Source organism: Candidatus Aeolococcus gillhamiae (assembly GCF_016464765.1).
GTDB classification, from domain to species: Bacteria; Chloroflexota; Dormibacteria; order Aeolococcales; family Aeolococcaceae; genus Aeolococcus; species Aeolococcus gillhamiae.
The window spans coordinates 19,926-32,859 of record NZ_JAEKNS010000094.1 but is presented as its reverse complement, the minus strand read 5'-3'; the positions used below and the strand labels follow the sequence as shown (position 1 = coordinate 32,859).

Below are 12,934 nucleotides of genomic sequence, written 5' to 3'. Positions count from 1 at the left end.
GCTCCGCGTCTCGTCGCCGGCGCACCGATCCGCCGCGCCGGCGCAGGGGTCTCCTCCTTGGCGGCCTGGCGGTCCTCGTCGTGGCCGCGGCCGCGGCGGCCGCTGTGCTCCTGCTCGCCGGCAAGAGTGGCGGCACGGGCGGTTCCAGCGCCCCACTGGTCGTGGGCGGCGACGCGACCCTGGCGGTCAGCCCGCCGAGCGCCGGCTGCAACACGACCTTCACGTTCGTCGCGCGTGGCCCGCTCAGTGGGACGGGAACCCTGGTATACCGCTGGGAGCAGAGTGACGGGCAGGTCACCGCGGACACGTCGCTGCCGATCACCTCGAACGAAGGCGCCTTCCAGCTCACCCAGTCCTGGCGCCTCCAGGGCTCGCAGAAGGTCAACGGCGCCATGACGCTGCACATCATCAAACCCACCGACCACAGGATCAGCCAGACGTTCACGTATTCCTGCCCATGACCGCGTGGCGACGCCTGTCCGACCGCAACCCCCTGCCCCGCGGAGCGATTACCGTCGGCATCGGCCTGCTCCTCGCCGGGGTGTGCACCTACGGGTTCCTGGCCATCGCCGGACACGCGCTCACCGCTTTGCGCTACTCGGCGTTTGCCGGCTTCTGGGCACTCCTGTTCGTGGTCGCACCCGGCATCTTCCTGCCGCTCGAGCAGGAGCTGGCCCGGGCGATCTCGGCGCGCCGGGCGCGCGGCGACGGCGGCGGCCCGGTGGTGCGGCGGGTCGTGCTCATCGGCGTGGCCTTCCTGGTGGTTCTCGTCGTCGGAGCGCTGGCCGGCTTCGGCCCCATCGACAGCCACCTCCTCGGCGGGGACGGAGTGCTGATGGTCGCGCTGCTGCTCGGGCTCAGTGCCTACTGCGCCGAGCACATCGGCCGCGGCACCCTGAGCGGCAACAGCAGGTTCCGCTCCTACGGCATCCTCCTCGGTGCCGAGGGCGTCTACCGGGTGGTGTTCTGCGCCGCCCTGGCGATCGCCCACGTGGCCAGTCCGGGACCGTACGGCCTCGCCCTGGTTGCCGGCTCATTCGCGGCGGTGATCACCGCCGTGGCCCGTGAACGTGGCCTGCTTGCGTCCGGGACGCACAGCAGCAATGCCGAGGTGACCACCGCGCTCGGCTCGCTTCTGCTGGCGTCGCTGGCGACACAGTTCATGTTCAACGGTGGAACGGTGGTGGTGCAACTGCTGGCGTCGCCGTCCGAGCAGCACGCCGCCGGAACGTTCCTCAACGGCCGGGTGCTCGCGTTCGTCCCCCTATTCCTCTTCCAGGCGGTCACGGCGGCGCTCCTCCCCCGCCTCTCCGCGCTGCACAGCCGGGCCGCGCTCGTCGAGTTCCAACGCACCCTGCTGCGCCTGCTCATGTTCGTGGCCGTGCTCGGCGCCGTCGCCATCGCCGGGGCGTTCGTCCTCGGACCGACGGTGCTCCGGCTCGTGTTCGGTCCCAACTTCTCGCTCAGCCGCCAGGACCTGGCCCTGCTCGCCGCCAGCTGCACGGCACTGATGGCGGCGCAGGCGCTCGGCCAGGGGCTCATCGCCCGCTCCAGCTATCGGGGCGTGGTGGGGGGCTGGCTGGCCGGGGTGGCGGTGTTCTTCGCCGTGGTCTTCGCCGTCCACCCGCTGCTCCTGCGTGTCGAGCTCGGCCTCGTTGTGGGAGGCCTGGCTGCTGCCGCCGTGCTCGCCGTGCTTCAGCCGAGCCTGTGGCGCGCGCACGAGGCCGCCCCGGCGACCTAGGCTCCCGTCGCCTCGAGGAGCTCGGCGCCCTGGTCCTCGGGGCCGACGAACGCGAGGCGCACCTCGCTGATCCCGGCGGCGATGCGCTGGGCGGCGGCCTGCACCTGCTCGGCGGTCACCTTGCTGATCGCCTCGGCCCGCGAGTCCGGTGCCTCCATGGGGAGGCCGGCACGCCAGCGACCCCCGAAGAAGCGCCCGAGGCTGATGGCGGTCTCGGTGGAGCGCAGCAGGCGGCCGATCATCGCCGACTTGGTGGCCGAGAGCTCGTCCTCGGGGACGGGGGTATCGGCGAGCCCGCGGAACTCGGCGAACGACAGCTCGGTGGCCTTGCGGGCATCCTTGGGCCGCGTCCCGGTGCTGATCACGAAGACGCCGGTGTCCTCGAAGCCCTCGTGGTGGGAGAAGATGCTGTAGGCGAGCCCGTTGCGCTCACGCACCGTGTGGAAGAGGCGCGACGACATTCCGCCGCCGAGGATGTGGGTCATCACGGAAAGCGCGGTGCGGTCGGAGTCGGTGGCGGGGATGCCCGGGACCGCGAAGACCAGCCTGATCTGCGGCTCCTCCTGGTCGGTGACGGCGCGAACGTTGCAGGTGTAGCGCTCGCCCTGCCCCCAGACCGCAGGGACGCGCGGGCGCGGCTTGGCGGTGGGGACGTCGGCGAGGAGCTCAGCGGCCCGATCGGTGGTGAGGCTGGCGCCGCCGGCGATGGTCAGGCACATGGACTCCGGCGCGTAGAAGGAGGTGTGGTAGTCGAGCAGCTGATCACGCGAGGCCTTCTCGATCACCGCCGGGAACCCCGCCGCCGACCAGGCCATCGGCTGGTCGCCACCGAAGGTCACCGTGCCGAGCCGGTCCCAGATCCAGCCCTCGGGGTCGGAGAGCCGGGCCGACAGCTCCTGCAGGACCACGTTGCGCTCCCGCTCCACCTCCTCGGCGGCGAACAGGGGCCGAGTGAGCATGTCGGTGATGATGTCGGTGAGTTCGTCGAGCGCTGTGGCCGGGCCCTCGGCGTAGTACGCCACCTCCTCGGTGTCGGTGTAGGCGTTGGTGTTGGCCCCAAGGCGATCGATCTCCCGCGAGATCTGCAGGGTCGTGGGCCGGCGTGCCGTGCCCTTGAAGAACATGTGCTCGAGGTAATGGGCCAGGCCGGACGTCTCCCTGGTCTCGTCGCGCGACCCGGCACGAACGATCAGGAACACACCGACGTTGCGCGACGCGGATGGCGCGTTGAGCAGGGTCGCACCGTTGGGAAGGGTCGTCAGCGACGGCGCGTACGGATTGATCGGGGTCTCGAGGGTCATCCCGGGCAGGGTACCCGGTCAGCTGGCCGGGCAGTCCGTACAGGCGCAGGGCGGGGCGCCCTTCCTGAGCGATCGCCGCCGGGTTAGCTGGTGCCGGACTCCCAGGAGGCGAGGTAGCGCTCCTGCTGGGGCGTCAGGACATCGATGGTGACGCCCATCGCCTCCAGTTTCAGGCGGGCCACTTCGCGATCGATCTCCACCGGGACGTCGTAGACGCGGGGCTCGAGCTCGGCGTGATGGCGGGCGACGTGCTCGGCGCACAAGGCCTGGTTGGCGAAGCTCATGTCCATCACCGCCGCGGGATGGCCCTCGGCCGCGGCCAGGTTGAGGAGGCGACCCTCGGCAAGGACGTGCAGGTTGCGGCCGTCGTTCATCTTGTAGCTGTCCACGAAGGGGCGCGGCTTGGTGACGGACGTCGAGAGGTCGTCGAATGCGGCGAGGTTGATCTCGTCGTTGAAGTGGCCGCTGTTGGCGATGATCGCGCCGTCCTTGAAGTTCTCAACGTGGTGGCGGTCAACGACGTTGATGTCACCGGTGACGGTGATGACGACGTCGGCGCGCGGTGCGGCGTCGATCAGCGTGGTCACCTCGAAGCCGTCCATGGTGGCCTCGAGCGCGCGAGTGGGGTCGACCTCGGTGACGATGACGTGCGCACCCATGCCGTCCGCGCGGCTGGCCAGCCCGCGGCCGCACCAGCCGTACCCGCACACCACGATGGTGCGTCCGGCGAGCAGGATGTTGGTCGCCCTGATCAGGCCGTCGAGCGTGGATTGCCCAGTCCCGTAACGGTTGTCGAACATGTGCTTGGTGAGCGCCTCGTTGACCGCGATGATCGGGAAGCGCAGCGCACCGTCGGCGGCCATCGCGCGCAAGCGGATCACGCCCGTGGTCGTCTCCTCGGTGCCGGCACGCACATCGGCGAGCAGCTCCGGACGATTGCGGTGCAGCTCGGCGACCAGGTCGGCGCCGTCGTCCATGGTCAGGTTGGGGCGGCTGTCGAGAACTGAGGTGATGTGCGAGAAGTAGCGCGTCGCGTCCTCGCCCTTGACCGCGAATGTGGGAATGCCGTGCTTGGCCACCAGCGCAGCCGCCACCGCGTCATTGGTGGAGAGAGGATTGCTGGCGCACAGACGCACGTCGCCGCCGCCTGCCTTGAGCGCGATGGCAAGATTGGCGGTCTCGCTGGTGACGTGCAAGCAAGCGCCGAGGCGCAGCCCAGCCAGCGGCTGCTCGCGCTCGAACCGCTCGCGGATCAGGCGCAGAACCGGCATCTCCAGGGCTGCCCACTCGATGAGGCGCTCTCCCTCGTCCGCCAGGGCGAGGTCGGCGACGTCGTGCTCGGTGCTTGTCATCGTGGTCATTGTGATCTCCGCTCAGAGGGTGATGAGTGAGGTGTGCGGGTGCGCGTGCAGCTGAGCCGAGCCACCGAGGCCAATCAGCTCGATGAGGAAGAGGAGGCGGGAAACGCTGGCCCCGGTCCTCTCCACGAGGTCGATGGTGGCGGAAGCGGTCCCCCCGGTGGCGAGCAGATCATCGGCGATCACCACCTTCTGACCGCGCTGGATGGCATCGATGTGCATCTCCAGGACCGCCTCGCCGTATTCCAGCGAATACGCGACCGATTCCACAGCGGCCGGCAGGCGGCCCTGCTTGCGAACAGGCACGAACCCCGCCCCGAGCACGTAGGCGAGCGCGCCACCGAGCACGAAGCCGCGCGCCTCGATGCCCACGACCACGTCCACGGCAGTGTCGGCACACGCAGCCGCGAGGGCCTCAACGGCCTCACCGAACAGCTGCGGGTCGCGGATCACCGTGGTGATGTCGCGAAAAACGATGCCCGGGCGAGGGAAATCCGGCACCACACGCAGCGCGCTGGTGATTCGGCTCACCAGCGGTTCGCCGGGCCCAGTCGAGAGGGGATCCGATCCACGAGGCGGCATCGCCGAGCGATTCTATCCGCGCAGCGTGGAAAGGCCGAGCCGCTCGCCAGCCGCCGGAAGGGGCCGCAGCTCGGCCGGGAGTTGGCATACTGTCGACGAGCGGCGCGCGTATGCCACATGCAGCGCGCCTCACCTGAGAGCAGATGACGCAGACAGAGAGCCATCTCCCCGCGCCCGGGGCCACGCCGGCGCCAGCGAAGTCGAACAAACCGACGTATGGGGCGGCGTACTTCGCCAGCCACTGCGGCATCGCCTACGAGCGCAACGATCACTGGCTGAAGTTCTTCGGCGACGTCGCCGACCACATCGTGCGCGACATCGCCCCCACCTCGAGCCTCGACGTCGGCTGCGCGATGGGCTTCCTCGTCGAGGCGCTGGTCGATCGAGGCGTCGACGCGTACGGCATCGACATCTCGCAGTACGCGATCGACCAGGTTCGCGCCGACGTGCGGCCCCGGTGCCACGTCGGATCCGCGCTGGAGCCCTTCGGACGCCGCTTCGACCTGATCAGCTGCATCGAGGTCATCGAGCACATGTCGTCTGCCGATGCGGAAGGTGTGGTGCAGAACATCTGCGCCCATACGGACGACGTGATCTTCGCGTCCACGCCGCTCGACTATCGGGAGGAGACGCATGTCAACGTCAACCCCCCCGAGCACTGGGCGGAGCTGTTCGCCCGGTTCGGGTTTCAGCGGGACCTCACCTACGACGTGACCTTCCTCGCCCCCTGGGCGATGCGCTTCCGGCGCTCGCGCGATCCCCTGCCGCGCCTGGTGCGTGACTACGAACGCGAGTTGTGGCGACTGCGCGACGAGGCGCAGCAGCGCAACGAGGTCGTGTTGAGCCAGTTGACCCAGATCGAAAACCTCGGTGGGCCGGCAGCGGTCATTGAAAGCGAGAAGTTGCGTGCCGAGAATGAGCGGCTGTCCAAAGAGCTCGGCAGCAACCAACGACAGCTCATGGCCACAACGGCCGATCTAAGCAACCTCCGGGACAGTGGTGCCGGCCGAATCGTCGATTCCGTGCAGCACGCGGTCCAATTCATCGCGCCACCTGGGTCGCGCCGGCAGCACTCGCTGCACCGCGCCGTGCGCGCCGCCATCGTCCTCCGCGAACAGGGGCCGGCCGGACTACGCAAGGCCATGCGCGAGCGCGACCGTGGCAACGTCGAGCCGATCCAGGACCAGTACGACAAATGGCGCGCGCGGCACGAACCGGATTGGGAAGACCTCAATCGGATGCGCCACGAGAACCGCCTGTGGACGGAGCGGCCGCAGGTCAGCATCATCATGCCGACGTTCAACCCGGACGAGGACTGGCTTCGTCCCGCCATCGAATCCGTTCTCGGCCAGGTGTACGAGAACTGGGAGCTGTGCGTCGCGGACGATGCCTCGACGGCGCCGCACGTGCGCCACATCCTCGACCAGTTCGCTGCAGCAGATTCGCGGATCAAGGTGGTGCGCCGGTCCGAGAACGGCGGTATCGCGGCGGCGTCGGCCAGCGCGCTTGAACTTGCCGCAGGGGAGTTCATTGCCCTGCTCGACCACGATGACCTGCTCAGGCCGCATGCACTCCATCGGATGGTGGAGTTGCTCCAGACCGATCCGGAGCTGGACGTCATGTACTCCGACGAGGACATGCTGCTGCCCGACGGAAGCTTCGGGAAACCGTTCTTCAAGCCCGGGTGGTCACCCAACCTCCTGCTCTCGGTGAACTACGTCTGTCACTTCCTGATGCTGCGCCGCGCCCTCGTCGACCGCGTCGGCGGCTTTCGCCCTGGTTTCGACGGCGCCCAGGACCACGACCTGGTGCTCCGCGCCACCGAGGCCGCCCGTCACGTCGGCCACGTCCCCGACATCCTTTATGCGTGGCGCCAGGTGCCGGGATCGGTCGCGCTGGCCGGCGACGCCAAGATGTACGCCTACGAAGCCGGTCAGCGAGCGGTCGAGGAGGCGTTGTCGCGACGTGGCCTCGCCGGCCGCGTGACCCGGGCCGAGGACCTTGGCAGATACCACGTGAGGCTCGACATCGTCGATGCGCCCCACGTCGCCATCGTCATCCCCACACGCGACCGCGTCGAGCTACTGCGTGCGTGCATCGAGAGCATCGAGAGCAAGTCGACGTACACGAACCGGTCGATCACGATCATCGACAACGACAGTGTCGACCGAGAGACGCTCGCCTACCTTGGCAGTGTCCCCTACCAGGTGGTGCGCAAGCCCGGGCACTTCAACTATTCGCGGCTCATCAACCTCGCCCGCAAGAGCATCGATGCGCCGTACATGCTGACCGTCAACAACGACGTCACTGTAGTCACCCCAGACTGGATCGAGGCATTGCTGGAGCACGTGCAGCGTCCCGAGGTGGGCGCGGCCGGGGGCCGGCTCCTGTACCCGGATGGGCGTGTCCAGCACGAGGGCATCGGAATCGGCAACGTCCGCGGCGGGTACATCGCCGCCAACCTGGACGCCTGGTGGATGGGGCGGGTGATCCGCGACGTCAGCGCGGTAACCGGCGCCTGCCAGATGGTGAAGACGTCGGTCTTCGACGAGGTGGGTGGATACGACGAGACGCTCCAGGTGGGATTCAACGACGTCGACTTCTGCCTGCGTGTCCACAAGGCCGGCTACCTGGTCGTGTACACGCCATTCGCAGAGCTCATCCACCCGGAGAGTGGCTCGCGCGGCAAGGCGCTGGACCCGGTGGCGGACTACGAGATCTTCTGGGACCGCTGGGGGGTGGCCGGAGGCATCCACGATCCCTACCTGAGCCCCCACCTCCGAGACCTCAACCCGCTCCAGCTGCGCCTCGACCGCATCCCCATCGATCGCTGACCGAGACGGACAGACGGGCCACGCCTACGCACCGGCGCCGCAGAGCATGGCGCCACCTGGAGGAAGGTCGACGATCGGCGCTGCCGGCAGGGAGAGCACAAGGTACACGGTGCGCGAGGCGTCGACGGTAGCCTGATGCGGCGGCGACTCGATGCGCGACGATGGCGAAGGGTAGAGATGGACGGTGATCACCGAGCCCGCGGGGGCGTGGACGGACACGGAGGCCGGACCGGTGAACAGGAGCTGGACACTCGATAGGCCGCCACCCCCATTGCCGGTAGCCTGGACGCAGCCGGATGTGCTGGTGCTCACCGCGGCATTCCGCGTGGCCTGCACCTGGAGAGGCCCGACGGGGAGCAGGGGCACCGGGGACAGGGCCAGCTCGATGTTGGCTGCGACGCTCACGGTGTCGAACTCCGACGGTGGAAGCAGGCTCGTGGCCGGGAGATCGTTTCTGTCGGTCAGGTAGACCAGGTCGGTCCAGGTCAGGTCGGGAGCGGTCACCGGCTCGGGTTGTCCAGGGAAGATGGCCAGCCTGCTGTGGACGAGGTGTGACGCGGCGACGATGCGCGCCTGGGCGTGCTCGCGCACACCGGTGACGCCGTTCACAGCACTTACCAGCGCGCGCACGTTGTGGACGCCGGCCCACGCCCCCACCAGCGCGATCAACACGGCGGCAACCACATGCCGCCGACCAACCCGTGACGCAGCCACCGCCACCGCGGGAAGAAGCAGCACGGCGCTGATGTAGACGTAGCGGCTGGTCCGTGACTCCCCCACTCCCAGACCGACGCGGCCGATGCCAACGGCCAGGAAGAAGAGAAGCGTCGTCACCGCCAGCCCCACCACGGCAGCCACCCGTGGCGAACGACGAGCCTCGACGACGCACCACCCCGCCAGGGGCAGCAGAAGCAGCGCGCCCACGAAGCGAAGCCCGGAGATGCCGGCCGCCGCCGATGTGATGCCGGTGAACATGTAATCAGGGATGTCGCGGAGCGCGCCGTGCGGCAGCGCGGGAGAGCCGGGGTGCCGTCCTGCCGTCAGCAACCAGATGGTGTACACGAAGGCAGGGACGACGACGGTCAGAAGCGCCCACCGCCAGCCGAACTTCAGCAACACGCCGACGCCTGCGGCAAACACCATGATCGGTCCCAGCCCGGAGAACATCAGGCTCACCGCTCCGAGCAGCCAGGCCACCAGCAGGCGGCGCCGGCTCCGCTCCTGCGCCGCCAGGATCATGCCCAGCCCAGCGGCCAGCGCTCCCACGAAGCCGATCTGGAATGCCCAATCGATGTTTTCGGCGCCGCTGCCGAGCACCAGGAAGATGGCGGCGATCGCCGTCGCCACCAGGAAGTCTGCCCCAGCGCGGACCATGATGCGCCAGAGGAGGTGCGTGGCGAGGACATGGAGAGCGAGCAGCACCGCCAGGTAGGGGATGTAGCTGCGCACCCCAACCATGGCGAACAGCGCCCTGTCGATGAGCAGCGGGATCGTCGACCAGTGCTCGTTGTGCGGCGCGAAGAGGCCGAGCTTGCCAACACCGGGGATCAACCGGTGGATGAACTCCCAGTCGTCCTCGGTGAAGTACTGGCGCCGCATGTACCAGAGCAGGCCCGCGAATGCCACCGGCAGGCCGAGGTAATGGAGGCGGACCGCGAGGCGGTCGGTGAGCACAGCGCGCCGCCAGCCGGCCACACCGTCCAGCGCTCCCGTCCCCAGTGTCAGGAGCGGGACACCACATGCTTCTCGGCCGTCGCCGCGTGCTGGTCGGCCGGGCGCGCATGGCGGCCCGGGACTTCCATCATCGGGGCGATGTGGCCGGGTTTCCAGAAGCGGTGGCGCAGCAGCACGCCGAGAGCCTTCACACCGTCCGACGGCCTGATCTTCTTGCCCTCCTCCCGCGAGCGGGCGACGTAGTCGACCGGCACCTCGTGGATCCGGTACCCCATGCGCAGCAGCTTGGCAGTGATCTCGGGGTCGATCTCGAAGCCCTTGGCCTCGAGGTTCATTGCCAGCGCCGCCTCGCGCGGAAAGACTTTGTAGGCCGTCTCGATGTCGGACAGGTAGACGTTGAAGAGCAGGTTGGCCGCGGTGGTGACCCCCTTGTTGCCCATGACGTACCAGTAGGAGTGCGCGGTGTGGCTGGCGAACACGCGCGTGCCGTAGACCACCTGGGCGCGACCCTTGATGATGGGATCGAGCAGGCGCGGGTAGTCGTTGATGTCGTACTCCATGTCGGCGTCCTGCACCAGGATGACGGAGCCGCACGCGCGGGTCAGCGCAGTGCGGATGGCGGCACCCTTGCCGCGTTGCTCGCCGTGACGGAGCGCTGCGACGCGGTCGTGCCGTGCCCAGCGCTGCATGCGCCCCCAGGTCCCGTCCGTGGAACCGTCATCGATGAGGATGACCTCGAGTGACACCGGCACGGCGAGCACCGCTTCGACCACGGCGTCGATAGTCGCCTCTTCGTTGAGCGCGGGGATGAGCACCGACAGGAAGGGGCTTTCGTCGCGAACGGCCGCGGGCTGGGGGCTCATGCGCGCGACGGTACCAGACGTCAACCGGAGCCGGAGCCGGCGCCTCGGCGCGGCGTGCGCCGGCGCGCGAGCGCGAAGGGAACAGCGAAAAGCGCGGCCAGGCCAACGATTCCCAAAGCGCTGGCGATCAGCCCGAACGTGACGCTGGCCGGCTGGTAGCGCAGCGTCACGAGGTGGTGGCCGGCCGGCACGGTGAAGCTCTGGAAGAGCACGTCGGCCGCGCGGACGGGCGTGGCGGCGCCGTCGACCTGCGCCTTCCAGTCAGGCGTGTACGACTGAAGGACCACCACGGTCGCGGGCGCGGTCGCACTGACGTCGAGATCGACCGCTCCGGCGTCCTGCCGGGTCAGCGAGACGTCAGCGTGAGCGGCTGGCTGGCCGACACCCGCCGACTCGACAACCACCGGTCCGAGCGGGTCTGCGGCAAGCTTGGAGACGGCGTCGTCCGCCCCGGCGGCGGCGACAACCGCCGCGGCCGAGAAGGCGAACGGCCTGGTGCCGGCCACCGAGCTCAGCGTGAAGCCGGGGTTCTGGATCACCGGCGTGGCGCCTGCCGGGACGTCGGCAGGCGCGGATACGTAGTAGCGCACCCCGGCGGCGGCGAGCCAGGCGGGGCCGGGACGGTCGAGCTGGGTGTAGAAGGTGCGGTCGTCGTAGCCGGGGTCGGCGTGGCTCCAGTAGAGGCGAACCCTTGGATCGATGGTCACGTCCACCCCGCGCACGTCACGCACGCCGTACTCGGTGGCCAGGTTGGGGATCATCGCGAGCGCCCGCCCGGCCACCGCCCCGTCGGCGCGGTGCTCCTGCAGCCAGGTCATGGTCGCGCTCGGCGGCGGGTCGTTGGCCAGGGGCACGCGGGGCTGGAGCGGGCCAGCGAAGATGGCTCCCTCAGCCAGGACCAGGCACGCCAGGCCGGCCGCCGCACCGCTGCCTCCCCTCCCCAACGCGGCCGCGGCAAGGAAGCACAGCGCGGCCAGGAGGCTGAGCCCGGCCTCGAGCACCCAGAACCCGACGTTCCCGTGCCACTGCGGGAGGAGGCCGTCGACGGCCTTGCCCTGGGCGGCGAGCATCAGGCCCAGGACCACGACGCCGACGAGCGCGGTGGCGCCGACGCCGAGCAGTGCCCATCCGGCGCTGGCGGCGCGCCCGGCGGACCAGCGGGGACGCATTCTGAGCACCGCCTCGACGCCGAGACCTGCGAACGCCGCCATGCCGAAGCAGATCACCACGATCATCCGCGCGTTGCTGCTCGACGACAGCAGGGGCAGCCGTCCCGCCACCTGCGACAGCGGCCCGTATACGACGCCGGCGGCGAGCACGACGGAAATGCCGAGGGCGAACCCGACCGAACGCCGCGTCTTCAGGGAATGAACGATGCCCAGACCGCCGAGCACGAGCGCGCCCACTCCGATGAACCCCGTGGCCTCGAGGTAGTTGGGCGCCGGGCCGGGCAGGTTGTCGATGCCCGGGTTGCCCAGCCCATTGGGCAGGATCCAGCTGATCAGCTCGCCCGCCAGAAGGTGGCCGAAACCCACCCCGGTGGCGCTGCGGTCGCTGACCAGCGTGGAGTTGCCCAGCTCGGTCAGGAAGGGGACGAGCTGCACGCCGGCGAGCGCTGTGCCAAGGGCCGCGGCGGCCGCCACACCGGCAATCGCCTGCCACCGCCAGCGCTCCAGCACCAGCGCGCGGACAGCGACATAGAAGGCGAGCATGAGTCCGAGATGGAGTGTCGTCTCAGCATGCCCGGCGAGGAACTGGAGCGCGACCGCGGCGGCGAGGCCGAGCAGGGCGAGACGGCGCCGCGTCTGCAACCAGAGCTCGACGCTGGCGAATGCCCACGGGAAGATGGCGGCCACCGCCGACTGCGGGTGGCCGAGCCAGTCGACCATGAACGAGCTGCTCGCATAGGCGATGCCGGCGACGATCGCGGCGGTGTAGCCGACACGCAGCTGGCGCAGGAACACGCCCATGCCGACACCGGCAACGACCAGCTTGAACAGCATCGCCAGGCTGTACCCGCGCGCCGGTGCGAACGGCAGCGCCACCAGCGTGAACGGCGAGAACACCGCGGATTGGTCGTTGGCGAGCAGCGGCGCGCCCGCGAACGCATCGGGGTTCCAGAGCGGAATGTGACCGGCCAACCATTGCTGGCGCACCGAGGTGAGCCACGGGACGAACTGCGTCACCGGGTCACTGACGAGGTCGTTGCGGGCGTGCATCGGGGGCGTCCCGGCGGTCCACGGCGGGATGTTGTTGAGGATGTCTCCGCCGATGAGTCCCTGGTGGCCGAAGAGCACACCGCGCCACAGAACGGCGAACGTGATCGCCACGGCGATGAGCAGCAGTGCCGGCGCTGTTGCCAGCGGTCGGAGGCGCGAAGGGATCACAGCCGTTGGCTTCCTCGTACAGCGCGCCAGTGGAACATCGAATCGGACCTCTGTCAACCGCTCGGGAATGGCGCCGAAGGATCGTGACGGTGCGGTGGCAGGAACACCCACGCGCGCCGGCAGGGGGTACCCTGACCGTGGCGGAGCGGTGCATGATGCCGCATCGGCGCGGGCGGGATCGCTGCTCTGGAGGT

Annotated in this window: 9 protein-coding genes; 3 read left to right on the top strand and 6 right to left on the bottom strand. The window is 69.3% G+C overall.

Annotated features, from left to right (window positions below; genetic code table 11):
• Positions 1 to 461, top strand: a 461-nt coding sequence (locus tag JF886_RS09045) for a hypothetical protein (RefSeq protein ID WP_502711419.1), incomplete at its 5' end; no start/stop codon positions are given.
• Entirely contained in the window at positions 458 to 1,741 is a 1,284-nt protein-coding gene (locus JF886_RS09040; RefSeq protein WP_337311680.1) for a lipopolysaccharide biosynthesis protein, read from the top strand. The genes JF886_RS09045 and JF886_RS09040, both read left to right, overlap by 4 nt.
• On the opposite strand, the gene JF886_RS09035 is transcribed toward JF886_RS09040, so the two are convergent.
• From JF886_RS09035 to JF886_RS09025, 3 genes are all read right to left on the bottom strand, one after another.
• Positions 1,738 to 3,042 (bottom strand): M16 family metallopeptidase, encoded by a 1,305-nt coding sequence (locus JF886_RS09035; protein WP_337311678.1) that lies wholly within the window; start codon positions 3,040 to 3,042, stop codon positions 1,738 to 1,740. The genes JF886_RS09040 and JF886_RS09035 overlap by 4 nt on opposite strands.
• An 83-nt stretch (positions 3,043 to 3,125) precedes the next feature.
• Positions 3,126 to 4,394, bottom strand: a complete 1,269-nt coding sequence (gene ahcY / locus JF886_RS09030) for an adenosylhomocysteinase (RefSeq protein WP_337311676.1) — start codon at positions 4,392 to 4,394, stop codon at positions 3,126 to 3,128.
• Positions 4,395 to 4,415: 21 nt separating this feature from the next.
• Positions 4,416 to 4,982: an adenine phosphoribosyltransferase gene (locus JF886_RS09025; RefSeq protein ID WP_337311674.1), complete on the bottom strand. Its 567-nt coding sequence runs from the start codon at positions 4,980 to 4,982 to the stop codon at positions 4,416 to 4,418.
• A 143-nt stretch (positions 4,983 to 5,125) separates the two neighbouring features.
• On the opposite strand from JF886_RS09025, the gene JF886_RS09020 reads away from it, so the two are divergent.
• Positions 5,126 to 7,816 carry a glycosyltransferase gene (locus tag JF886_RS09020; protein WP_337311672.1) on the top strand — a complete coding sequence of 897 codons (2,691 nt, stop codon included), beginning with the start codon at positions 5,126 to 5,128 and terminating at the stop codon, positions 7,814 to 7,816.
• A gap of 24 nt (positions 7,817 to 7,840) precedes the next feature.
• On the opposite strand, the gene JF886_RS09015 is transcribed toward JF886_RS09020, so the two are convergent.
• Genes JF886_RS09015 through JF886_RS09005 form a run of 3 tightly spaced genes read right to left on the bottom strand, consistent with a single transcriptional unit; the run spans position 7,841 to position 12,740 of the window.
• Positions 7,841 to 9,511, bottom strand: coding sequence for a glycosyltransferase family protein (locus JF886_RS09015; protein WP_337311670.1), 1,671 nt, complete (start codon positions 9,509 to 9,511; stop codon positions 7,841 to 7,843).
• Positions 9,512 to 9,537: 26 nt separating this feature from the next.
• The gene (locus JF886_RS09010; RefSeq protein WP_337311668.1) at positions 9,538 to 10,353 is read right to left on the bottom strand and encodes a glycosyltransferase family 2 protein; all 816 of its coding nucleotides are present in this window, start codon (positions 10,351 to 10,353) and stop codon (positions 9,538 to 9,540) included.
• 20 nt (positions 10,354 to 10,373) lie between these two features.
• Positions 10,374 to 12,740: a putative glycosyltransferase family protein gene (locus JF886_RS09005; RefSeq protein WP_337311666.1), complete on the bottom strand. Its 2,367-nt coding sequence runs from the start codon at positions 12,738 to 12,740 to the stop codon at positions 10,374 to 10,376.
• Positions 12,741 to 12,934: the final 194 nt, after the last annotated feature.

Coding starts and splice junctions, on each gene's coding strand:
- JF886_RS09040 (WP_337311680.1), top strand. CDS start 458: ATGACCGCGTGGCGACGCCTGTCCGACCGCAACCCCCTGCCCCGCGGA.
- JF886_RS09035 (WP_337311678.1), bottom strand. CDS start 3,042: ATGACCCTCGAGACCCCGATCAATCCGTACGCGCCGTCGCTGACGACC.
- ahcY (WP_337311676.1), bottom strand. CDS start 4,394: ATGACAAGCACCGAGCACGACGTCGCCGACCTCGCCCTGGCGGACGAG.
- JF886_RS09025 (WP_337311674.1), bottom strand. CDS start 4,982: ATGCCGCCTCGTGGATCGGATCCCCTCTCGACTGGGCCCGGCGAACCG.
- JF886_RS09020 (WP_337311672.1), top strand. CDS start 5,126: ATGACGCAGACAGAGAGCCATCTCCCCGCGCCCGGGGCCACGCCGGCG.
- JF886_RS09010 (WP_337311668.1), bottom strand. CDS start 10,353: ATGAGCCCCCAGCCCGCGGCCGTTCGCGACGAAAGCCCCTTCCTGTCG.